The following is a 20,426-nucleotide window of genomic DNA, read 5'->3' on the forward strand; positions in this document are numbered from 1 at the left end:
ACACGCGCAATGCGCGGAAACCGATCCGGTGGAGGGCTCATGATCGGATGTCACGCACAGGGGCGCAGACACCAAGGGTCAACACTAGTCCACGGGTGGGGGCTTCGTCAAAAGGCCGTCGGATGCGCCTCGCGCGAACTCCTCCGCCTCCTTCTCGCGGGCGGCGATGATCGCCTGCCCCTCGGCGTGCCGCAGGGCGGTGACCCGGTCGTCCCACACCACGACGCCGCGCCGGCGCCGGGTGAGTTCGGCGCGCTCGGCCACCTCGTGGTCGTCGGGGTAGCCCACCTCGGTGAAGATGAGCCCCTTGGCCGGCATGACCTTGAACTCGGAGGTGCGCTCGAGCAGGTCGCGGATCGCGACGACGCTCTCGATTCCGAGTTTGCCCTCGCCGACGGCGACGCATGCACCGACGAGGGCACGCACCATCGAGTGGCAGAACGCGTCGGCCTTGATGCGCGCGACGAGGATGCCGTCGTCGCGGCGCTCCCAGCTGAACTCCTGCAGCTCGCGAATGGTCGTGGAGCCGGCGCGCGGCTTGCAGTACGACGCCCAGTTGTGCAGGCCGACGAGCGACAGTGCGGCGAGGTTCATCGCGTCGACGTCGAGCTTGGCGTGGTACCAGAGCGTGTGGTTGCGCAGCAGCGGGTTACGTGGGATCGAGGCATCCGCGATTCTGTATTCGTAGCGTCGCCAGATCGCGGAGAACCGCGCGTCGAAGCCCTCCGGCGCCCAGCTCGCGGTCTCCACCCAGACGTCGCTGCTGAGACCGGCGATGCCGTTGAGGCGGCGGGCGAGGGCGGCGGGAGCGCTGTTCTGCGGCGCGGTCGGCCCCCCGCGATGCTTCTCGAGCTTGGCGATCTGGGCCGGGTTCAGGTCGATGTGGGCGACCTGCCCTAGGGCGTGCACGCCGGCGTCGGTGCGACCGGCGACGGTGAGTACGGGCGGAGTTCCGTAGCGGCGGAGGATGATCGCGAGGGCGCCCTCGAGCTCGCCCTGGACGGTGCGCAGACCGGGCTGGTTTCCCCACCCGGAGAAGTTGGTTCCGTCGTAGGAAATATCCAGTCGGACGCGCCGGGTCGCTTGGTTTTCCACGCAGCGAGTCTAGGCTTGTCTGATGCGCTGGTCGAAAGCGCGCCTCCCCATGACAGCGACAGTTGCTTCTCCCCGGGTGTCCACTCCCCGAGATCGGCTCGCAGGCCTCGACGGCTTGCGGGCTGTCGCGGTGACCCTCGTCGTCGTGTTCCACCTCGGCACCGGCGTTATGCCCGGCGGATACCTCGGCGTCGACATCTTCTTTCCGATCAGCGGCTTTCTGATCACCACCCTGCTGCTGCGCGAGCGCGCCGAGCACGGGACGATCGACGTGCTGAAGTTCTGGCAGCGGCGGGCGAGGCGGTTGTTGCCGGCCCTCGCCGTCGTGGTGCTGGTCTGCTGTGCTGCCGCGTTCGTCGTAGGGGGCGACCTGCTCGTCGAGATCGGGCGGCAGGTGCTCGGCGCCTCCACGTTCAGCTACAACTGGCTCGCGATCGCCGACGGCGCCAGCTACCTCGACTCGACCACGCCGGAGCTGTTCCGCAACCTGTGGTCGCTCGCCGTCGAGGAGCAGTTCTATCTGGTCTGGCCGCTGCTGGTCGCGCTGCTCTGGCTCGTTCCGTCGCGGTGGTTCAGGTTCGCCTTCGTGGTGGCCGTGGCCGTGGCATCCGCCGTCCTGATGGGCGTTCTCGCGATGGACTCCGCATCGACGCGGGCGTACTACGGCACCGACTCGCACAGCTTCGGGCTCGCGCTCGGAGCGGCGCTCGCGATCGCCCGCCACGACTGGCCCGGGTTCGCCGTGCCGCACACCCGTCGCGGCCGCATCGCGGGCGGCGGGGTCGGGCTGCTTGCGATCGCGGGCCTGGTGGTTCTCGCGTTCGTGATGCCGGCGGAGAGCCCGGCGACCTACCAGGGCGGGCTCGCCCGGGTGGCGGTGCTGAGCGTCGTCGCGATCGCCATGGCGACGGTGCCCGGCGGGCTGCTCGGTCGCGGCCTCGACGCGCGGCCGCTGCGGTGGATCGGGCAGCGTTCGTACGGCATCTACCTGTGGCACTGGCCGGTCTTCGTTCTCGTCGCGGGCGTGTGGCCCGCGGGGGGACGATCGCCCGCCACCCAGTGGACGATCGCCGGCATCGCGCTGGCCGTCACGCTGCTGGCGGCAGCCCTGTCGTACAGCCTGGTGGAGCTGCCGGTGCGGCGGCAGGGCTTCCGGGGCAGCCTCGGCGTCTTCACCATGCAGTGGCGCCGCGACCGGTGGGGTGTGCGTCGCGGCGCCTGGGCGCGGGCGACGGTCGTCACCGTGGCGCTCGCGACCACGGCCCTCGCGGTGGGCGCGGTCGCCTCCGACCCCGGCGACGGGCTCGCCGAGGCGCGCATCCGCGCCGGCCAGGCGGCGATCGCGGCGGCCGAGGCGCGCGCGGCCGCCCCCGAGCCGGCTGCCGCGGAGCCCACCCTGCCCCGTGGCGACCAGATGATCGCGATCGGCGACTCTGTGATGCTCGCCGTCGCGCCCGAGCTGACGGCGGCGTTCCCGGGGATCTCGATCGACGCCGTGGTGTCGCGCCAGATGTCGTCGGCGCCCGCGATCGTGAAGGCTCTCGTCGAGGCCAAGCAGATGCGTCCGTTCCTGGTACTCGGTCTCGGCACGAACGGCGGGATCAGCCTCGACACCCTGCAGCAGGTGAAGCGGATCGTGGGGCACCGCACACAGGTGGTGCTCGTCAACGTGCAGGCGCCGCGGGGCTGGACGCCCGGCAACAACGACATCCTGCGCGGCTACTCCGACCGCGTGCGCACGGTAGAGCTCGCCGACTGGCACGCGGCCATCCAGCCCCGGCTCGACGTGCTGGCGCGCGACCAGATCCACGCGGGCGGCCCCGTGGGCGGAGGGATCTACGTCGACGCGCTCACCGCCGCCCTGCTGCGGCTGGTGAGCCAGCCGGAGCTCGAGGGCGGGCCGCACGAGAGCGGCGACAAGCCGGCCGAGCGCTGACGCGCGTTCGCGGGTGCGGCGCTGAGCGGGCGCTGCTGGCTTGGGCGCGACTCGTCATAGCAGAGGGGCAAACTTCCGACGTTGAAGCCTGCGCTCAAGGTCGAAACCTTGCCCCACAGTTCTGCCCATCCTCGCCGGCGCCGGCTCTGCTCGCGCCGTGGCCCCGGCGGGAGCGCGCCGGGCGCATCCGCCGTGCCAAATGAAGGAGATTTCTCCGCCTGGGCCCCTCGATCCGCGCCGGCCTGTGACTCGACGCCAGATCTCCTTCATTTGGCAGGAGATACGGAAGGGCGGGCGGATGCTCCGCCCGGGTTAACGACGAACGGCCCCGCTCTAGAGCGGGGCCGTTCGGGTGAAGCGTGGGACTACTTGGCGTCCTCGGCTGCGGGAGCCTCGGTCGTCTCGTCGGCGGCGGGAGCCGCGGCGGCCTCGTCTGCGACGGGCTCCTCGACTACGACCTCGTCGGCCACGACAGAGGCGGAAGCGCCTGCCTTGGCCGTCTTCTTCGCCGACTTGGGCTTCGGGGTGACGGGCTCGAGAACGAGCTCGATCTGCACCATCGAAGCGTTGTCGCCCTTGCGGAAGCCGAGCTTGGTGATGCGCGTGTAGCCACCCTCGCGGAGGGCCACCAGCGGGGCGACCTCGGTGAACAGCTCGTGAACGACGGTCTTGTCACCGATGGTGGCGAGAACGCGGCGACGGGCGTGGAGGTCTCCACGCTTCGCGAACGTGATCAGACGCTCGACGACGGGGCGCATGCGCTTTGCCTTCGTCTCGGTGGTCTTGATGCTCTTGTGGGTGATGAGCGATGCCGCGAGGTTCGCGAGCATAAGACGCTCATGCGCCGGTCCGCCGCCGAGGCGCGGTCCCTTGGTAGGTGCTGCCATTAGTTAATCTCCAGGTGTGAAATAAGTCGAGAGGTCGAGGTCGCCGAGTTAGGCGGTGGGCTCTTCGTCGTCGTAGCCGCCGTAGAAGTGGGCGCCATCGAAGCCGGGAACCGAGTCCTTGAGGGACAGTCCCATCTCGACGAGCTTGTCCTTGACCTCGTCGACCGACTTCTGACCGAAGTTGCGGATGTTCATGAGCTGCGTCTCCGACAGTGCGACGAGTTCGCTCACGGTGTTGATTCCCTCGCGCTTGAGGCAGTTGTAGCTGCGCACAGACAGGTCGAGGTCTTCGATGGGCATGCTCAGCTCGCTGGAGAGGACGGCGTCGACCGGCGCGGGGCCGATCTCGATGCCCTCTGCGGCGGTGTTGAGCTCGCGAGCGAGGCCGAACAGCTCGGTCAGCGTGCGACCGGCCGAAGCGATGGCGTCACGCGGGGTGATCGCCGGCTTGGTCTCGACGTCGACGACCAGGCGGTCGAAGTCGGTGCGCTCACCGGCACGAGTCGCCTCGACGCGGTAGGTCACCTTGAGCACGGGCGAGTAGATCGAGTCGACCGGGATCTGGCCGGCTTCGCTGAACTCGCTGCGGTTCTGCGTCGCGGAGACGTAGCCACGGCCGCGCTCGATGGTGAGTTCGAGTTCGAACTTCGCCTTCTCGTTCAGCGTCGCGATGAGCAGCTCGGGGTTGTGGATCTCGACACCGGCCGGAGCCGAGATGTCGGCGGCCGTGACCTGGCCCGCGCCCTGCTTGCGCAGGTAGGCGGTGATCGGCTCGTCGTGCTCGCTCGAGACGACGAGGCCCTTGATGTTCAGGATGACCTCGGTGACGTCTTCCTTGACACCGGGAACGGTGCTGAACTCGTGAAGGACGCCGTCGATGCGGATGCTCGTGACTGCAGCTCCCGGGATCGACGAGAGGAGGGTGCGGCGAAGGGAGTTGCCGAGGGTGTAACCGAAGCCGGGTTCGAGCGGCTCGATGACGAACCGCGAACGGAACTCGGAGATGTTCTCTTCGGCAAGAGTGGGACGCTGTGCAATCAGCACTGGTGATTCCTTTCGGCAAAGTGTCCGCTATATGACACTTGGGGGGCGACGAGTGGCGGGCTCGTCATTGTTGAGTTGTGAAGAGGAAAGATCACGCGGATTGAGCCTGTCGAGATCTCACCGGCGGTTTACGACGGGAGATCTCGACAGGCTCGATCGACGATGTAGTTAGACGCGGCGACGCTTGGGCGGGCGGCAACCGTTGTGCGCCTGCGGGGTGACGTCGCTGATCGAGCCGACCTCGAGGCCAGCGGCCTGGAGCGAACGGATCGCGGTCTCGCGGCCTGAGCCGGGTCCCTTGACGAAGACGTCGACCTTCTTCATGCCGTGCTCCTGCGCCTGGCGGGCAGCGGACTCCGCTGACAGCTGTGCGGCGAACGGGGTCGACTTACGCGATCCCTTGAAGCCGACGGTTCCCGACGACGCCCAGCTGAGAACAGCTCCGGTGGGGTCGGTGATCGTCACGATCGTGTTGTTGAACGTCGACTTGATGTGGGCCTGGCCCACGGCGATGTTCTTCTTTTCCTTCTTGCGAGGCTTACGAGCCGCGGCTTTTGGTGCTGCCATTATTTTCTCCGAAGTCTTATGTACGTATGGGCGGGAAGGGCGTGGTCACTGGCTGAGCCAGGGACTAGCGCGCCTTCTTCTTGCCGGCTACGGTGCGCTTCGGGCCCTTGCGGGTACGAGCGTTGGTCTTGGTGCGCTGGCCGTGGACGGGAAGTCCACGACGGTGGCGGATGCCCTGGTAGGAACCGATCTCGACCTTGCGGCGGATGTCGGCTGCGACCTCACGACGAAGGTCACCTTCTACCTTGAAGTTGACTTCGATGTAGTCACGAAGTGCGATGAGCTGATCGTCGGTGAGATCCTTTACGCGGATCTCGCCGCTGATCTGGGTGTCGGCGAGCGTCTTGAGAGCGCTCGTGCGGCCAACACCGTAGATGTAAGTCAGTGCGACCTCTACGCGCTTGTCGCGCGGGATGTCGACGCCGGCTAGACGTGCCATGGTGGCTTCTCCTGTTACCTATTGGAGGTCTGTAGCAACTCCTGTGCACCGGCCTCCAACCGATGGTGTCCCCCGGCTGGCCGGGATCTGGGGTTGCTATGTAGTTGTGTTGCGCTATCGGACCCGAGGGGTCTGATTAGCCCTGGCGCTGCTTGTGACGAGGGTTCTCGCAGATGACCATCACGTTGCCGTTACGGCGGATGACCTTGCACTTGTCACAGATCTTCTTGACGCTGGGGTTGACCTTCATTGTGTTTCCTTGTTGTCGCTGTCGTCGTGCTCACGGGATGCCGTGAGCCGTTACTTTCCAGCAAGCGTTACTTGTAGCGGTAGACGATCCGACCGCGGGTCAGGTCGTAAGGGCTCAACTCCACGATCACGCGGTCCTCGGGGAGGATGCGGATGTAGTGCTGGCGCATCTTGCCCGAGATGTGAGCAAGAACACGGTGGCCGTTGGTCAGCTCAACGCGGAACATTGCGTTGGGCAGAGCTTCGACTACTGCGCCTTCGATTTCGATGACACCGTCTTTTTTGGCCATAGCCTCTTCGTCGCTAAAAGTATTGTTTGTTGGTCGTGCGGGATAGTGGTGTTTCCCGCCCGCACCTCGCGGTCAGGGACCGGTAAAGTTGCGGGAGCGGCGGCACGACAAAAGTCGGCATGAAACACCAAAGAGCAAGCTTAGGTCATTCCCGGGCGTTTCGCCAAGTCCGATCTATACTGCCGTTCTATACTGCCGGTCCGCTTCCGGTGCTGGGGGTAATACGGTGCAGTCGTTCCTCTGGATCGTGTCGCTTCTCGCGCCGATCCTATTGCCGGGCATCGTGCTGATCGTCGTTTTGAAACGCGGATGGCTCGCCCGGCTGAACCATCCCGTCGACGGCGGTGCCCGGCTCGGGGGCCGGCCGCTGCTGGGACCAACCAAGACGTGGCGCGGGGTGGTCGTCTACACCGGCGGCGCGATCGTGGTCGGGGCCCTGCTCGGTGCCGCCGATGCCAGTGCCGCCGTGTTCCACGAGTGGCCTGGCGCGATCGTGGGGCTGCTGGTCGGACTCGCCTACAACGCGGGCGAGTTCGCGAACAGCTTCGTGAAACGCCGGCTCGGCGTCGGCTCGAGCATGCTCGGGCGCTGGCGCACCGTGCAGCAGGCCGTCGACCTCGGCGACGGCGTCCTGGTCGTGTTCGCCGTCTATCTCGCGCTCGGGGTTCCCCTCCCCCTCGCCGCCGCCGCGGGCATCGCCGGATTCGGCGTGCACGCGCTCACCGACGTGGCCATGCGCGCGCTGCGCCTCAAGTCGCGCCGCGCCTGAACCCCGGTTGACACGGCAGCGCGCCCGGATGGGCACGCCCCCTGGCGTACCGCGCAGAGCCGGCCGGCTCGACGAGAGTGCACTCTTGCCCCCGATCGGAGCGTGAGATGGGCGATAACTGCACTCTCGGCGGCGCCCGTGCCCGCGCGGCTCGGGCCGACACGGGCGCGGGGCGGGGCGGAGGTCGGCGTCAGCGCGGCAGCAGCGCCAGCAGCATGCCCGCGGCGAGCGGCACGCTGAGGTTGTCTGTTCCGCGCGACGACACGCGCTCGACCCCGGCGGTGACGGTGGCCACCGCGAGGGCGGTGAGCGGGGGGAATCCGCAGGCGACGGCGACGACACCCGCCACGAGGAAGAACACCAGGGACCCCCACCACGTCTTGGTCGGGGAGCGCAGGATGTCGCCAGTGACGCCGGCCGCGACATCCGCAAAGGCCAGAATCAGGATGCTCGCCAGGAAGACGTCGTCGGAGCCGGCCGTCTCTCCGGCGAGCGCCGCGATGATGATGCCACCCGGCAGGTACACCTCGCCGAGCGAGTCGCGCCGGGTGACGTGCACCGCGGTGAGCACCCGCAGCCTGCGGGACACCACGAGAACGACGAGGAAGACGCTGCACGCCAGCACGAACGCCCAGAGCGGCAGCACCGAATGGCTCACGACGGCGTAGAGGCAGGCGAGCACGTGGGCGATGCGCCTCGTGGTCTCGTGCCGCCATCCGGCCCGGCGCACGAGCGTCTCGAGCGTCGCGAGGCAGGCGACCAGCACCACGGTCGCGGCGAGGAAGACGATCACGCGCCGCGCACCAGATACCATGCCTCGCCTGCGCTGGTGCGTCGCAGTGCGACGCCGAGCCGCCCTGGCGCCAGCCGGCGCAGCAGGAAACATCCGCGTGAGACCCGGGTCACCGTCGTGAGCGGCACGCGCCGGAAGCCCTTCGCGCGGATCAGCCAGCGGGCGAAGTCGGGCCGGAACGTCACGGACACGGCGTGCGGCTCGATCGCGAGTGCTGTGTCGAGCAGGTCGAGCAGCACTCCGTCGCCGCGCACCGACGGATCGACGAAGAGGAAGCCCAGCTCGTGCACGCCCCGGCCGCAGGGCTCGGAGAGGAACCAGCCGGCCACCGCGTCGCCGTCGTGCGCGACGACGAGCCTGCCATGGCGCAGCGCGCGCAGCAGCACCGCCCGCGGGCGCGTGGTGATCTCGGGGGCGGAGGCGGCGCGCTCGAGCACGGCGTCCGCGATCCGACGGTGACGCGAACGCTCGAAGTGGCGCGCTACCTCAGCCACAGGATCGCGCCGACCGCGAGAGGCACGACGAGGCTCGCCCACAGCGCCTGCCTGCCGGTCTTCCGGATGCGGATGAGGCTGAGCTGCAGCACCGACAGCACGGCGAGCACCACGACGCTGAGCCAGGCGACGTCGCCGAGCCACTGCTTGAGCAGCAGCAGGGTGATGGCGGCGAGCGAGAGGTGCACGACCACGATGCCGCGGTAGTACTTGATCGGTTCGTCGTCGGTGAAGCCCTCGATGTTGAACCGCAACAGGCGCAGGATGCCGGTGGCGACGATGACGAACCCGAGGGCCCAGCCGAGCACGCCGGGCGCCAGGTAGAAGGCGGAGAGCACGGCGGCGTAGACCGAGTAGTTGATCACGTCGATCATGCTGTCGAGCTGCCGGCCGAACTCGCTCGACACCTTGAACCGGCGGGCGATGTAGCCGTCGGCCATGTCGAGCAGGAACGCGAGGAGCGCGCACAACACGCTCGCCCGCAGCTGCCCGGTGACTGCGAGCCCGATGGCCGCCCACGCCACGGCGAGGCTGAGCAGCGACACGGCACCGGCCGGCCCGATCGTGCGCACCCAGTAGCTGCTACGCATCGATCGCTCCCGTGGTTCCGTTGATGGTGATCCTCCGCCCTGACACCAGTCGCGTCGTGGCACCTACCGCCGCGACGACCGCGGGCATGCCGAGCTCGCGCGCGATGATCGCCACGTGGGAGAGGGCGTTGCCGCGTTCGGTGACGACGCCCGCCGCCTGTACGAAGAGGAGGGTCCAGCCGGGGTCGATGTGCGAGGTCACCAGGATCTTGCCGCGTACGTCGAGCGCGGGGTCGAACGCGTCGACGACGAGCACCTCGGCGGTGAGCACACCCGGCGCGACGCCCATGCCTGCGAGCTCGCCCGCGGCTCCGGTCGGCACGTCGCCGGCGAGGCTGCGCGGGGCGACGAGCCCGCTGCCGACCATCCGCCTCGCGAGGTCGGCGGCCGCGAAACCGTCGTACTCGCCGCGGCGGCGAGCCACGGTGGCGCGGAGGTCGGAGTCCCACGAGTGCCCGAAGACCGCCGCATCCAGTTCCTGCTCGGTCAGCCAGAACACGTCGTCGCCCCTGTCGAGCGCACCGTCGGCGACGAGTCGCTCGCCGAGCGCGACGTAGAGCGATCGCGCCAGGCCGTAGACCTGGGCGCGGTTGAAACGGAAGCGCTCGCGCCAGTCGATGGCCTTACGCGTCTCGCGGCCGATGAACGCGGTGCCGAACCGGAGGTTGCCGATCTCGGGGGCGGCCGCGGGCTCCGCTCGGGAGGGCGAGGTGCCGAGCGCCAGGGTCACGATCGACCCGAGGTTCTCGCCGAGGCGCGGGTTCTCGAGCTGCAGTTCGTCGGGGGTGCGGTCGCCGAACTCGCGCACGTAGGCGGTCACGAGTTCGAGCGATGCGGGGTCGGCGAGCACGGCTGCGACGTCGGTGCCGTGGCTCGCGCGCAGCCGCTCGCCGAGGGTCGCTAGTGCGCGCAGCGGGGCGATCGACGCGCGGTCGGTGAGCCCGCGCAGGTAGGCGAGGTAGTCGGCGTGCCGCTCGGGCCCGAAGCACCAGGTCTTCAGCAGCCCGTGGAACACCATCACCCGCAGGTCGTTGAGGATCGGCGTCGCCCACAAGGAGAGCAGGTCGGTGCGGATGCGTTCGAGGGTCGTCAGGATCGCGTCGGCGCGCAACGACCGCCAGTCGAGGGAGTCGTATCGGTTCAGCCGCTCTGCGAACTGCCGTTTGAAGCGGCGGCTGCGCGCATCCGCCCGCGTCATGAGAAGGCCGAGACGGATGCCGAGGGCCGCGAGCACGATGGCCCCGCGGAGTCCGGGCTTGGCTTTGTCCCGCGGGCCGCCGTGTCGTGCCGGCTGCAGCATCGCGGCGAAGAATGCCTGGTTGTGGCGGGATCCGGGGATGAGCTTGACCATCTCGTACCAGTTGTCGATCTGGTAGTAGACGTGGCCGTGCAGGTAGCCGAGCGTGTTCTGGAACACGTGGGCGCTGTCGGCGATCTGCCGCTCGCCGACGCCGAGCAGCCGGAAGAAGTTCGGATACACGCGCGAGTAGAGCCCGCGGATGAACGAGTAGCTGAGCGGCAGGGTGACGCCGGGGTAGTTCTCGGCGATGTTCGAGCAGTCCCAGGCGAGCTCGTAGCCGAGCTGCGCGACGGTCTGCGGTCGCACCTGCAGCAGCGCGATGGCGCCGCCGCGCACCGCCCACTCGACGTCGACGGGGTGGCCGTGCTGCTTCTCGAGCTCGAGGGCTATCTCGATGAGACGCCGCGGAACGGGCAGCTTCGCGGGCAGGGCGGAGAGCTTGGAGACGACGAGGCTCTCGGCGTCGTCACCGTCGACCGTGGTGTTGCGGGCGCCGGCCGAATACGCCAGCTCGACCTCGGCGCGGCCGTTCTCGCTGAACAACACGCCTGTGAGGTCGCCGTGGAACATGCGCTGCACGACGACGCTGCCGCCGACCTCGAGGCCGGTCATGCCCTTCAGCCGGGCGTAGCTGGCGACGGCGCGGGAGAAGAGGCTCGCGACGCTGGCCCGTACCGCCTCGGTGATGTCGGCCGGGGCGCAGTCGAGGGTGGTGAGGTACTGGCCGGCGAAGGAGTCGGTGAGGCCGTCCTCGGCGAGGGCCGACGTGCGCACACTCGCCGCCGGCCACTGCGAGGCGGGAACGCCTTTCAGGGCGAGGCCGGCCGCGATGCCGGTGGCGCGCGCGTCGTATTCGGCGTCGTCGACCGTGCCGGCGAGGTAACCGGCCACGAGGGTTTCGCACCGGTCGCGCACGGCGGGCCAGTCGACCACGATGTCGGCGATCGGGAGCACGACGAAGTCGGGCACGAGCTGCCCGTAGGTCGCGCGCAGCACCTGCAGGCCGCGCGCCTTGCTGCCGACCGCCGTGACGGACGGCTCGGTGAGCATCACGACAGCATCGCCGCCGCCAGAGCGGGAACACTCAGCCCGCCGAGCACCATGACTGCGCGGTCGGAGCGCCGCAGCGCCGCGATCGCGACGCAGAACGCGGCGGCGACGACCGTCACGACGACGCCGGCACCCGCGGCGACGGCGAGGAGGGCCGAGGCCAGCAGGGAGAGCACGATCACCACGATAGCCGCGGTGCGCCCCCAGACTGCGGAGTAGGTGTCGGCGACCATGGCGCCGTCGGGGGCGAACCGGGGCTCGAACTTGCGCACCACCTCGGCGACGACGAACAACAGGGTCCCGGCCGCCACCCCGGCGAGAGTGCCGGCCGTGAGCGGCGCGCCGAGCGCGAAGGCGGCCCAGCCGAAGAGCGGCAGGTAGACCAGCTCGTGCAGCACGAAGCTCAGTGTGAACCGGCGGGCGAGCACCCGCCGGGCGAAGAACTCGACCGCGGTGATCGCCGAGAGGACGAGCACCGGCAGGTAGGCGAGCAGGCCGGGACCGCCGGAGACGGCCACCACTCCCCCGAGTTCGAGGGCGAGGGCCGCTATGCCGAGCAGCATCAGCGTGCGCACCGAGATCGCGCCACGCTGGAGCGGCCGCCGAGGATAGACCGAGCTGTCGTGAGCGAAGTCCTTCCACTCGTCGGTCACGCGGTAGCGCAGCAACAGCGCCAGGAAGACGAGGGCGAGCAGAACGAGCTGCGCCCACCAGCGCGGCGAGCCGGCGGGATCCGCGCCGAAGAGGGCGAGGCTCAGCACCGCGAAGCTCGCGGCGAGCAGCGACACGAGGGGCAGCGGGAACCTCTCTTGCATGTAGACGACCACCGACCTCATACTGTGACCACGATGCTCATCGCCCTCTGTGTAGTTGCCGCTGTCGTTCTGCTCCTGGTGCTGCACCTCGCGGCCGTGCCGCTGGCGAAGAACCGACCCGTTCTGCTGCGCGGAGCCGAGCCCGCCGTGGCCCTCGCTCTGTTCCTAGTATGCCTGAGCGCGCTCGCCCCCTTTCTCTGGTCTCTGCTCGTGCTGCAGGCCGTCGTCGGCGTGGTCTGGCGGCCGTGGGTCGTGATCGGAGTGCCGCGCGACCAGGTGGAGGCGTCGATCGTGAAGGCCGCCGGCATGGTGCGGTTGAAGATCGGACGACCGGATGCCTCGTACGCGCTGGCCGGCATCGGAGCGGCGCACGTCGGCGGGTTCGGCCGCGTGACGGTCATCGGATTCCGCATCCGCCGCACCAAGAAGCTGGTGCTCTTTCAGAACGTGCTCCGCAAGACCATTCAGAATCTGGTGCTCACCGTAGGGTGGGTGCCAACCAACCGAGGAGAGTCATGGCAACCGCGAAAGCCCTAATCGTCATCCGCACGCCCGTGAGCGAGGTGTTCGACTACACCGCGTCTGCGGTCAACGGCCCGGCGTTCATCCCGAACCTCAACGAGAACACGAACATCGAGCCGGAGACCCCCGGCGTCAACCAGACCTTCGACTGGCGCTTCAACATGGCCGGCGCCGACCTGCGCGGCAAAGCCGAGGGCATCACGTTCGAGCGCGACAAGCAGGTCACCCTGCGCACGACCGGCGATGTGAACGCCACCTGGGACTACGTCTTCGAAGACTTGGGCGACGGCACGACCCGGGTCACGAGCGAGGTCGTCTACGACATCCCGACGACCGTCGTCGAGAAGATCGTGAACAACAAGCTGCTCGACCGCATCAACCAGCACACGCTGGAGCAGATGCTCGACAACCTCAAGCTGATCCTCGAGTCGGACGACTGACCCTCCCACCCCACCGCCATCCCGTAGGGCTACAGTTCGGGCGTCGGGCTACCGCGCGCGCAGCAGCCGCACGCCCGAACTGTAGCCCTGCCGGCCCCGGGGTCCCTCTCGGGAAGCGAGAGCAGCGGGACGTCAGGCGATCTGGGCGGGGGTGATGCCGTACTGCGCGAGGCCCGCGGCGCCGCCGTCGGCCAGGGTGAGCACCCAGATGCCGCCGGGGTGCACGGCGATCGAGTGCTCCCAGTGCGCGGCCATCGTGCCGTCGGTCGTCGCGACCGTCCAGTCGTCGTCGAGGGTGACGGTGTCGATCGTTCCCGCTGTGAGCATGGGCTCGATGGCGACGGCGAGGCCGTTCTTGACCTCCGGCCCCTTCTCGCGAACCCGGTAGTTGAACACGGGCGGGTCCTCGTGCATCGAGCGCCCGATTCCGTGTCCGGTGTAGTCCTCGATGATCCCGAAGTCGCCCTGCGACTCGATGTACTCCTCGATCGCCGCCCCGACGTGGTTCAGGCGTTTGACCGTGGCGAGCGCGGCTATCCCGGCCCAGAGGGACTGCTCCGTGACATCCGCGAGCCGTTGTCTCTCGGCGACGACCTCGGGTCTCGACGCATCCGGCACGACGACGGTGAATGCGGAGTCGCCGTTCCAGCCGTTCAGCTGGGCGCCGCAGTCGATCGACACGACGTCGCCGGGCTGGATGACGCGCGCGCCGGGGATGCCGTGCACGACCTCCTCGTTCACCGAGGCGCAGATCGTGTGGCGGTAGCCGGGCACGAGCATGAAATTCGGCTCGGCACCCGCGTTGCGGATCACCCTCTCGGCGATCGCGTCGAGCTCGAGGGTGGTGACGCCCGGCACGATCGCGGCGCGCACGGCGTCGAGCGCGGCGGCCGTGATCAGGCCCGGTTCGACCATGAGCCTGAGCTCGGCGGACGTCTTGTAGATACTGGAGCGGAAAGCCACTAGGCCGTTTCTACGGATGATTCGACAGCGGTGATCCCGCGGGCGGCGAGTGCGTCGGAGATGCGGCGGGCCACGTCGTCGATCTCACCGAGGCCGTCGACCTCGATCAGCAGGCCGCGATCGCGGAAGACGTCGATGAGCGGCGAGGTCTCGCGCGCGTAGACCTCCTGGCGGTGCCGGATGGCCTCTTCGGTGTCGTCGGTGCGGCCCTGTTCGATGGCGCGCTTGCGCAGCCGCGCGACGACCGCGTCCTGGTCGGCGACGAGCTGGATGACGGCGTCGAGCGCCTGTCCCTTGCTCGCGAGCAGCTCGTCGAGGTACGCGACCTGCTCGAGCGTGCGCGGGTAGCCGTCGAGAAGGAAGCCGCCGAGGGCGTCGTCTTCTTCGAGGCGGCTCTTGACGAGAGCGTTGGTCAGATCGTTCGAGACGTAGTCTCCCGAGTCGATGATCGCCTTGACCTGCACGCCGAGCGGCGTCTGGTTCTTGATGTTCGCCCGGAAGATGTCGCCGGTCGAGACGTCGGGTATGCCGTAGGCGGCGGTGATGCGAGCCGCCTGGGTTCCCTTACCAGCGCCGGGAGGGCCGACGATAAGGAGCCGGGTCAACGGAGAAGGCCTTCGTAGTGACGCTGCTGCAGCTGCGAGTCGATCTGCTTGACCGTCTCGAGTCCGACGCCGACGATGATCAGGATGCTCGCGCCACCGAACGGGAAGTTCTGGTTGGCACCCACGGTCGCCAGGGCGATGAGGGGGATGAGCGCGATCAGGCCGAGGTAGAGCGAACCGGGCAGGGTCACACGGGTCAGCACGTAGTCGAGGTACTCGGCGGTCGGACGACCGGCACGGATGCCCGGGATGAACCCGCCGTACTTCTTCATGTTGTCGGCGACCTCTTCGGGGTTGAAGGTGATCGCGACGTAGAAGTAGGTGAAGCCGATGATGAGGAGGAAGTAGACAGCCATGTACAGCGGGTTGTCGCCCGAGGTGAGGTTGTTCTGGATCCAGGTGACCCACGCCGAGGGGGTCTCGCCGGCCGCGGGCTGGTTGAACTGCGCGATGAGGGCCGGCAGGTACAGCAGCGACGAGGCGAAGATGACGGGCACGACGCCGGCCATGTTGACCTTGATCGGGATGTAGGTGTTGTTTCCGCCGTAGGTGCGCCGACCGACCATCCGTTTCGCGTACTGCACGGGGATACGCCGCTGCGACTGTTCGACGAACACGACCGCGGCCATGATGATGACACCGACGATCAGCGTCAGAACGAAGACATCCCAGCCCTTCGACTGCTGGATGGCCCAGAGAGCGGAGGGGAAGGTGGCGGAGATCGAGGTGAAGATGAGGAGCGACATGCCGTTGCCGATGCCGCGCTCGGTGATGAGCTCGCCCATCCACATGATGAGGCCGGTGCCGGCGGTCATGGTGATGACCATGAGCATGATGGCGTACCAGGCGTCGTTGGTGATGAGGTTGTTGCACTCGGCGATGCCGGAGTTCGACGGGAAGAGCGCGCCGCTTCTGGCCACGGTGATGAGCGTCGTGGACTGCAGGATGCCGAGGGCGATGGTCAGGTAACGCGTGTACTGCGTCAGCTTGGCCTGGCCGGTCTGGCCCTCCTTGTAGAGGGTGTCGAAGTGCGGGATGACCACGCGGAGAAGCTGCACGATGATCGATGCCGTGATGTACGGCATGATCCCGAGCGCGAAGATTGACAGTTGCAGCAGAGCGCCGCCGCTGAAGAGGTTGACGAGGTCGTAGAGACCATCGGTGCCCGCGTTACCCGCGAGACACAACTGCACGTTGCCGAAGTCGACAAACGGTGCGGGGATGAACGATCCCAGCCGGAACAACGCAACGATACCGAGTGTGAACCCGATCTTCCTGCGCAGGTCTGGCGTACGGAAGATCCGCGCGACGGCTCTAAACACAAGTCCTCCAGGTTATCTAAGAGCAGAGGCCGGAGTGGGCCGCCGATGTGTCGGCGGCCCAACCCCTAACCAATGTTGACAGTCGCTAGGGCGACGGTCTCAACGCGTGAGCGTTGTACTACTTGACCGAACCGCCAGCGGCGACAATCTTCTGCTCGGCAGAGCCGGAGACCTTGTCAACTGCAACGTTCAGCTTAACCGCAATGTCGCCATCGCCGAGAACCTTGACCTTCTCGTTCTTGCGAACGGCACCCTTGGCGACGAGGTCGGCGATCGTGACGTCTCCACCCTTGGGGTAGAGGTCGGCGAGCTTCTCGAGGTTGACGACCTGGTACTCGACGCGGAACGGGTTCTTGAACCCGCGCAGCTTCGGCGAACGCATGACGAAACCGATGTTTCCGGCTTCGAAGCCCGGGCGAACCGAGTAACGAGCCTTCGTACCCTTGGTACCGCGACCTGCAGTCTTACCCTTGGAACCTTCACCGCGTCCGACGCGGGTCTTGACCTTCTTCGCGCCGACAGCCGGGCGAAGGTGGTGGACCTTGAGGACCTGCGGGCGGATCTCGGCGTCGGCCTTGGGGGCCGGCTTCGACTTCGCTGCGGGGGCCTTCTTCTCGGCGACCGTCGCGGACGACGTGTCTGCCTTGGCGGGAGCCTTGTCAGCAGCGGCCTTGGCCGGAGCCTTGGCCTCTGACGAGGCCTTGGCCTTCGCGGGTGCCTTGTCAGCAGCAGCCTTGGCCGGAGCCTTGTCTGCGGCCGCCTTGGCGGGCGCCTTCTTGGCTGCGGGAGCCTTGTCAGCGACCGTCTTGTCTGCTGCAGCCTTGGCCGGAGCCTTGTCTGCGGCGGCCTTGGCGGGCGCCTTCTTCGCTGCGGGAGCCTTGTCGGCTGCAGCCTTGGGGGCAGCGGCCTTCTTAGGCGCTACCTTCTCTTCTTCAGCCATTAGTCAATCTCCTCGACCTTGACGAGGTGAGCGACCGTGTTGACGTAACCACGGTTCTGCTTGTTGTCCTCGCGAACCGTCACGTCACCGATGCGGTGGAGCCCGAGGCTCCGCAGGGTGTCGCGCTGGTTCTGCTTCTCGCTAATTTTGGACTTGATCTGGGTTACCTTCAGGCGAGCCATCAGACACCTGCCTTAGATTCCGCTTCGGCGCGCAGGAGGCGAGCCGGAACAACGTGCTCCACCGGGAGGCCACGACGCGCGGCGACCGCGCGGGGCTCCTCGAGCTGCTTGAGGGCAGCGACGGTGGCGTGCACGATGTTGATCGTGTTCGACGAACCGAGCGACTTGCTCAGTACGTCATGGATGCCGGCGCACTCGAGTACGGCGCGAACCGGACCACCAGCGATAACACCGGTACCGGCGGACGCCGGACGCAGCAGCACAACTCCGGCAGCGGCCTCACCCTGCACCGAGTGCGGGATGGTGACGCCGACGCGAGGAACGCGGAAGAAGTTCTTCTTCGCCTCTTCGACGCCCTTGGAGATGGCGGTAGGCACTTCGCGCGCCTTGCCGTAGCCGATGCCGACCAGGCCGTTACCGTCTCCGACGACGACGAGAGCGGTGAAGCTGAAGCGACGACCACCCTTGACGACCTTGGACACGCGGTTGATGGTGACGACACGCTCGAGGAACTGGCTCTTCTCCGCGTCGCGGCTGTTGCCACGGTCGCGGTTGGGGCTACGTTCGCGACCGCCACGGCGGGCCTCACGAGGCTCGTTCGTGGTGTCGGTGGCGGGTGCGTCGACGACGACCTCGGCCGCGATGGCCTCGGCGGTGACGACTGCCGGCGCCTCGGTTACTTCTGCAGCCACGACAGGCTCCTTGTTAGTTGCTTCGCTCACAGGTTCAATCCACCCTCTCGAGCTCCATCGGCGATAGCGGCTACGCGACCCGCGTACTTGCTACCACCACGGTCAAATACGACGGCTTCGACGCCGGCAGCCTTGGCGCGCTCGGCGACGAGCTCGCCGACCTTGCGTGCCTTGGCGGTCTTGTCGCCGTCGAAGGTGCGCATGTCGGCCTCAAGCGTCGATGCGGAAGCGAGGGTGAAACCCTTGCTGTCGTCGACGACCTGCACGAATACGTGACGGGCCGAACGCGTGACGACGAGGCGCGGACGCAGCTCGGTGCCGACGACCTTCTTGCGAAGACGTGCGTGACGACGCGACTTAGCGGCGGACTTGCTCTTGCCTCTAGTTCCGAGACCCATGTTACTTACCACTCTTTCCGGCCTTGCGGCGGACTACTTCGCCTGCGTAGCGAACGCCCTTGCCCTTGTAGGGCTCCGGCTTGCGCAACTTACGAATGTTGGCCGCGACTTCGCCGACGGCCTGCTTGTCGATACCGACAACCGTGATCTTGGTGTTGCCCTCGACCGTGAAGCTGATGCCCGCGGGCGGGTCAACCGTGATCGAGTGGGAGTAGCCGAGTGCGAACTCGAGCGATGAGCCCTTGGCAGCGACGCGGAAACCCGTTCCGACGATCTCGAGTCCCTTGGTGTAACCCTCGGTGACGCCGACGATCTGGTTGGAGATCAGCGTGCGGGTGAGGCCGTGGAGCGAACGCGATGCGCGCTCGTCGTCGGGACGCGTGACCAGGATCTGGCCGTCCTCGATCTTGGCCTCAATGGGGCTGGCGATGACGAGCGCGAGCTCGCCCTTCGGGCCCTTGACGGAGACGGCAGAGCCGTCGATCTTCACATCGACCCCAGCGGGGATGACGATGGGCAGTCTTCCAATACGTGACATGACTGGTTACCACACGTAGGCGAGGACTTCCCCACCCACGCCCTTCTTGGAAGCCTGGCGGTCCGTGAGGAGCCCCGAGGAGGTTGACAGGATGGCGACGCCGAGTCCACCGAGAACCTTGGGGATCTCCGTCGACTTTGCGTATACGCGAAGTCCGGGCTTCGAAACGCGCTTGATGCCCACGATGGAGCGCTCACGGTTCGGGCCGTACTTCAGGTCGATCGTCAGCGTCTGTCCGACGCGGGCTTCCTCGATCTTCCAGCCGGCGATGAAGCCCTCGGCCTTCAGGATCTCGGCAATGTGGGACTTGAGCTTGCTACTCGGGAGCGACACGGTTTCGTGGTACGCCGAGTTAGCGTTGCGCAGTCTGGTCAGCAGATCTGCGACCGGATCTGTCATTGTCATGTGTTGTTATTCCATATCTCGTCTGGTTTCGGCATCCGTTACACGAAGGCCGACCTGTGCGATCGGTGTTGCTTGGATAGTGCAAAAGCGGAACGTTGCCCTTTCGGGCAACGTTCCATCTTAGCCGCAGGTTTTTTAGGCCCGCGACGTCAGTCTTTAGTTCTGCTCCGGCGTCTTGAACGGGAAGCCGAGTGCCTTGAGCAGCGCGCGGCCTTCCTCGTCGTTCTTGGCGGTGGTCACGACGGTGATGTCGAAGCCACGGACGCGGTCGATCTTGTCCTGGTCGATCTCGTGGAACATCGACTGCTCGGTCAGACCGAAGGTGTAGTTTCCGTTGCCGTCGAACTGCTTCGGGCTGAGCCCGCGGAAGTCACGGATACGCGGAAGCGCGAGGTTGATCAGACGGTCGAGGAACTCCCACGCACGGTCGCCACGAAGCGTGACGTGTGCGCCGATTGCCTGGCCCTCACGGAGCTTGAACTGCGCGATCGACTTGCGCGCCAGGGTTACCTGAGGCTTCTGTCCGGTGATCGCGACGAGGTCCTTGATGGCACCGTCGATGATCTTGCCGTCGCGAGCTGCTTCACCGACACCGGTGTTCACGACAACCTTGACCAGTCCGGGGATCTGGTGAACGTTGGTGAAACCGAAGTCCTTCTTCAGCTGCGCCGAGATCTCGTTGCGGTACTTGACCTTGAGAGCGGGCTGCGTCTTCTCAGACGTGGTTGCAGTGTCAGTCATTAGAGGTCCTTACCGCTCTTCTTCGCGTAGCGGACGCGAACGGTGCGCTTGACGCCGTTCTTCTCGACTACCTCAGTGCGGAAGCCGACGCGAGTGGGCTTCTTGGTCTCGGGGTCGACGAGAGCGACGTTGGAAACGTGAATGGGCGCTTCCATGGTCTCGATGCCGCCCGTCTTGGTACCACGCTGCGTCTGGCCGACACGCACGTGCTTGGTGACGAAGTTGACACCCTCCACGACGACGCGGTTGCGCTCAGTGAGTACCTCGATGACACGACCCTGCTTGCCGCGGCTTCCGCCACGCGCCTGGGTCTTGCCGGTGATGACCTGAACCAGGTCACCCTTCTTGATGTTCGCCATG

General features: G+C 67.1%; 27 protein-coding genes. 4 read left to right on the forward strand and 23 right to left on the reverse strand.

The features are described 5' to 3' along the window. Positions 1-84 precede the first annotated feature (84 nt). Positions 85-1,095, reverse strand: a complete 1,011-nt coding sequence (truA, locus tag ABIE21_RS11385) for a tRNA pseudouridine(38-40) synthase TruA (protein ID WP_354024934.1) — start codon at positions 1,093-1,095, stop codon at positions 85-87. A 76-nt stretch (positions 1,096-1,171) separates the two neighbouring features. Here truA and ABIE21_RS11390 point away from each other — a divergent pair, with 76 nt between their 5' ends. Next, a complete protein-coding gene (locus tag ABIE21_RS11390) occupies positions 1,172-3,031 on the forward strand; it encodes an acyltransferase family protein (protein ID WP_354024935.1) in 1,860 nt (619 codons plus the stop codon). A gap of 365 nt (positions 3,032-3,396) precedes the next feature. Here ABIE21_RS11390 and rplQ read toward each other — a convergent pair whose 3' ends face one another. The 6 genes from rplQ to infA form a co-directional block, all read right to left on the reverse strand. Then, positions 3,397-3,918 (reverse strand): 50S ribosomal protein L17, encoded by a 522-nt coding sequence (gene rplQ / locus ABIE21_RS11395; RefSeq protein ID WP_354024936.1) that lies wholly within the window; start codon positions 3,916-3,918, stop codon positions 3,397-3,399. 48 nt (positions 3,919-3,966) lie between these two features. Further along, positions 3,967-4,962: a DNA-directed RNA polymerase subunit alpha gene (locus ABIE21_RS11400; RefSeq protein ID WP_184232772.1), complete on the reverse strand. Its 996-nt coding sequence runs from the start codon at positions 4,960-4,962 to the stop codon at positions 3,967-3,969. Positions 4,963-5,130: 168 nt separating this feature from the next. Next, entirely contained in the window at positions 5,131-5,529 is a 399-nt protein-coding gene (gene rpsK, locus ABIE21_RS11405) for a 30S ribosomal protein S11 (protein WP_354024937.1), read from the reverse strand. A 64-nt stretch (positions 5,530-5,593) separates the two neighbouring features. Then, positions 5,594-5,968: a 30S ribosomal protein S13 gene (gene rpsM, locus ABIE21_RS11410; protein ID WP_354024938.1), complete on the reverse strand. Its 375-nt coding sequence runs from the start codon at positions 5,966-5,968 to the stop codon at positions 5,594-5,596. Positions 5,969-6,104: 136 nt separating this feature from the next. Beyond that, complete coding sequence (rpmJ, locus tag ABIE21_RS11415) at positions 6,105-6,218, reverse strand: 50S ribosomal protein L36 (RefSeq protein WP_022883251.1); 114 nt, start codon at positions 6,216-6,218, stop codon at positions 6,105-6,107. Between the two features lie 67 nt (positions 6,219-6,285). Beyond that, the gene (infA, locus tag ABIE21_RS11420) at positions 6,286-6,507 is read right to left on the reverse strand and encodes a translation initiation factor IF-1 (protein ID WP_055811571.1); all 222 of its coding nucleotides are present in this window, start codon (positions 6,505-6,507) and stop codon (positions 6,286-6,288) included. A gap of 226 nt (positions 6,508-6,733) precedes the next feature. Between infA and ABIE21_RS11425 the strand changes: the two genes are divergently transcribed. Beyond that, complete coding sequence (locus ABIE21_RS11425; RefSeq protein ID WP_354024939.1) at positions 6,734-7,276, forward strand: CDP-archaeol synthase; 543 nt, start codon at positions 6,734-6,736, stop codon at positions 7,274-7,276. 190 nt (positions 7,277-7,466) lie between these two features. Here ABIE21_RS11425 and ABIE21_RS11430 read toward each other — a convergent pair whose 3' ends face one another. Genes ABIE21_RS11430 through ABIE21_RS11450 form a run of 5 tightly spaced genes read right to left on the reverse strand, consistent with a single transcriptional unit; the run spans position 7,467 to position 12,318 of the window. Continuing rightward, positions 7,467-8,090, reverse strand: a complete 624-nt coding sequence (locus ABIE21_RS11430; protein WP_354024940.1) for a hypothetical protein — start codon at positions 8,088-8,090, stop codon at positions 7,467-7,469. Then, positions 8,066-8,563 carry a hypothetical protein gene (locus ABIE21_RS11435; RefSeq protein ID WP_354024941.1) on the reverse strand — a complete coding sequence of 166 codons (498 nt, stop codon included), beginning with the start codon at positions 8,561-8,563 and terminating at the stop codon, positions 8,066-8,068. The genes ABIE21_RS11430 and ABIE21_RS11435 overlap by 25 nt, the downstream gene beginning before the upstream one ends. Continuing rightward, the gene (locus tag ABIE21_RS11440) at positions 8,551-9,153 is read right to left on the reverse strand and encodes a CDP-alcohol phosphatidyltransferase family protein (protein ID WP_354024942.1); all 603 of its coding nucleotides are present in this window, start codon (positions 9,151-9,153) and stop codon (positions 8,551-8,553) included. Before ABIE21_RS11440 ends, ABIE21_RS11435 begins: the two co-directional genes overlap by 13 nt. Next, positions 9,146-11,503 carry a PEP/pyruvate-binding domain-containing protein gene (locus ABIE21_RS11445; RefSeq protein ID WP_354024943.1) on the reverse strand — a complete coding sequence of 786 codons (2,358 nt, stop codon included), beginning with the start codon at positions 11,501-11,503 and terminating at the stop codon, positions 9,146-9,148. Before ABIE21_RS11445 ends, ABIE21_RS11440 begins: the two co-directional genes overlap by 8 nt. Beyond that, on the reverse strand, positions 11,503-12,318 hold the full coding sequence (locus ABIE21_RS11450) for a hypothetical protein (protein WP_354024944.1): 816 nt from the start codon (positions 12,316-12,318) through the stop codon (positions 11,503-11,505). The genes ABIE21_RS11445 and ABIE21_RS11450 overlap by 1 nt, the downstream gene beginning before the upstream one ends. A 33-nt stretch (positions 12,319-12,351) precedes the next feature. Here ABIE21_RS11450 and ABIE21_RS11455 point away from each other — a divergent pair, with 33 nt between their 5' ends. Together ABIE21_RS11455 and ABIE21_RS11460 are read left to right on the forward strand one after the other, a co-directional pair. Beyond that, positions 12,352-12,855, forward strand: a complete 504-nt coding sequence (locus ABIE21_RS11455; protein WP_354024945.1) for a hypothetical protein — start codon at positions 12,352-12,354, stop codon at positions 12,853-12,855. After that, positions 12,834-13,280 (forward strand): SRPBCC family protein, encoded by a 447-nt coding sequence (locus ABIE21_RS11460; protein WP_354024946.1) that lies wholly within the window; start codon positions 12,834-12,836, stop codon positions 13,278-13,280. The genes ABIE21_RS11455 and ABIE21_RS11460 overlap by 22 nt, the downstream gene beginning before the upstream one ends. 132 nt (positions 13,281-13,412) lie before the next feature. Here ABIE21_RS11460 and map read toward each other — a convergent pair whose 3' ends face one another. From map to rplX, 11 genes are all read right to left on the reverse strand, one after another. Further along, positions 13,413-14,243, reverse strand: coding sequence for a type I methionyl aminopeptidase (map, locus tag ABIE21_RS11465; RefSeq protein WP_354024947.1), 831 nt, complete (start codon positions 14,241-14,243; stop codon positions 13,413-13,415). Next, positions 14,243-14,848: an adenylate kinase gene (locus tag ABIE21_RS11470; protein ID WP_354024948.1), complete on the reverse strand. Its 606-nt coding sequence runs from the start codon at positions 14,846-14,848 to the stop codon at positions 14,243-14,245. Before ABIE21_RS11470 ends, map begins: the two co-directional genes overlap by 1 nt. Next, positions 14,845-16,170, reverse strand: coding sequence for a preprotein translocase subunit SecY (gene secY / locus ABIE21_RS11475; RefSeq protein WP_354024949.1), 1,326 nt, complete (start codon positions 16,168-16,170; stop codon positions 14,845-14,847). The genes ABIE21_RS11470 and secY overlap by 4 nt, the downstream gene beginning before the upstream one ends. A gap of 118 nt (positions 16,171-16,288) precedes the next feature. Beyond that, positions 16,289-17,110: a 50S ribosomal protein L15 gene (gene rplO / locus ABIE21_RS11480; protein WP_354024950.1), complete on the reverse strand. Its 822-nt coding sequence runs from the start codon at positions 17,108-17,110 to the stop codon at positions 16,289-16,291. Further along, on the reverse strand, positions 17,110-17,292 hold the full coding sequence (gene rpmD / locus ABIE21_RS11485) for a 50S ribosomal protein L30 (RefSeq protein ID WP_184232742.1): 183 nt from the start codon (positions 17,290-17,292) through the stop codon (positions 17,110-17,112). Before rpmD ends, rplO begins: the two co-directional genes overlap by 1 nt. Beyond that, positions 17,292-17,984: a 30S ribosomal protein S5 gene (gene rpsE / locus ABIE21_RS11490; RefSeq protein WP_436232330.1), complete on the reverse strand. Its 693-nt coding sequence runs from the start codon at positions 17,982-17,984 to the stop codon at positions 17,292-17,294. The genes rpmD and rpsE overlap by 1 nt, the downstream gene beginning before the upstream one ends. A gap of 26 nt (positions 17,985-18,010) precedes the next feature. Continuing rightward, positions 18,011-18,382 (reverse strand): 50S ribosomal protein L18, encoded by a 372-nt coding sequence (gene rplR, locus ABIE21_RS11495; protein ID WP_354024951.1) that lies wholly within the window; start codon positions 18,380-18,382, stop codon positions 18,011-18,013. 1 nt (position 18,383) lies between these two features. Continuing rightward, positions 18,384-18,920, reverse strand: a complete 537-nt coding sequence (rplF, locus tag ABIE21_RS11500; RefSeq protein ID WP_354024952.1) for a 50S ribosomal protein L6 — start codon at positions 18,918-18,920, stop codon at positions 18,384-18,386. Between the two features lie 6 nt (positions 18,921-18,926). Continuing rightward, entirely contained in the window at positions 18,927-19,325 is a 399-nt protein-coding gene (gene rpsH / locus ABIE21_RS11505) for a 30S ribosomal protein S8 (RefSeq protein ID WP_188511394.1), read from the reverse strand. Positions 19,326-19,481: 156 nt separating this feature from the next. Then, entirely contained in the window at positions 19,482-20,066 is a 585-nt protein-coding gene (gene rplE / locus ABIE21_RS11510; RefSeq protein ID WP_354024953.1) for a 50S ribosomal protein L5, read from the reverse strand. Continuing rightward, positions 20,066-20,425, reverse strand: coding sequence for a 50S ribosomal protein L24 (rplX, locus tag ABIE21_RS11515; protein WP_354024954.1), 360 nt, complete (start codon positions 20,423-20,425; stop codon positions 20,066-20,068). Before rplX ends, rplE begins: the two co-directional genes overlap by 1 nt. Position 20,426 lies beyond the last annotated feature (1 nt).

The sequence above is a fragment of the Conyzicola nivalis genome, from assembly GCF_040548875.1.
GTDB lineage: Bacteria > Actinomycetota > Actinomycetes > Actinomycetales > Microbacteriaceae > Conyzicola > Conyzicola nivalis_A.

Coding starts and splice junctions, on each gene's coding strand:
- rpmJ (WP_022883251.1), bottom strand. CDS start 6,218: ATGAAGGTCAACCCCAGCGTCAAGAAGATCTGTGACAAGTGCAAGGTC.
- rpsH (WP_188511394.1), bottom strand. CDS start 19,325: ATGACAATGACAGATCCGGTCGCAGATCTGCTGACCAGACTGCGCAAC.
- rplO (WP_354024950.1), bottom strand. CDS start 17,110: ATGGCTGAAGAAGAGAAGGTAGCGCCTAAGAAGGCCGCTGCCCCCAAG.
- rpmD (WP_184232742.1), bottom strand. CDS start 17,292: ATGGCTCGCCTGAAGGTAACCCAGATCAAGTCCAAAATTAGCGAGAAG.
- rplR (WP_354024951.1), bottom strand. CDS start 18,382: ATGGGTCTCGGAACTAGAGGCAAGAGCAAGTCCGCCGCTAAGTCGCGT.
- rplF (WP_354024952.1), bottom strand. CDS start 18,920: ATGTCACGTATTGGAAGACTGCCCATCGTCATCCCCGCTGGGGTCGAT.
- ABIE21_RS11430 (WP_354024940.1), bottom strand. CDS start 8,090: ATGGTATCTGGTGCGCGGCGCGTGATCGTCTTCCTCGCCGCGACCGTG.
- ABIE21_RS11450 (WP_354024944.1), bottom strand. CDS start 12,318: ATGCAAGAGAGGTTCCCGCTGCCCCTCGTGTCGCTGCTCGCCGCGAGC.
- rplQ (WP_354024936.1), bottom strand. CDS start 3,918: ATGGCAGCACCTACCAAGGGACCGCGCCTCGGCGGCGGACCGGCGCAT.
- rplX (WP_354024954.1), bottom strand. CDS start 20,425: ATGGCGAACATCAAGAAGGGTGACCTGGTTCAGGTCATCACCGGCAAG.
- ABIE21_RS11455 (WP_354024945.1), top strand. CDS start 12,352: ATGCTCATCGCCCTCTGTGTAGTTGCCGCTGTCGTTCTGCTCCTGGTG.
- infA (WP_055811571.1), bottom strand. CDS start 6,507: ATGGCCAAAAAAGACGGTGTCATCGAAATCGAAGGCGCAGTAGTCGAA.
- rplE (WP_354024953.1), bottom strand. CDS start 20,066: ATGACTGACACTGCAACCACGTCTGAGAAGACGCAGCCCGCTCTCAAG.
- rpsK (WP_354024937.1), bottom strand. CDS start 5,529: ATGGCAGCACCAAAAGCCGCGGCTCGTAAGCCTCGCAAGAAGGAAAAG.
- ABIE21_RS11440 (WP_354024942.1), bottom strand. CDS start 9,153: ATGCGTAGCAGCTACTGGGTGCGCACGATCGGGCCGGCCGGTGCCGTG.
- ABIE21_RS11460 (WP_354024946.1), top strand. CDS start 12,834: ATGGCAACCGCGAAAGCCCTAATCGTCATCCGCACGCCCGTGAGCGAG.
- ABIE21_RS11445 (WP_354024943.1), bottom strand. CDS start 11,503: ATGCTCACCGAGCCGTCCGTCACGGCGGTCGGCAGCAAGGCGCGCGGC.
- rpsM (WP_354024938.1), bottom strand. CDS start 5,968: ATGGCACGTCTAGCCGGCGTCGACATCCCGCGCGACAAGCGCGTAGAG.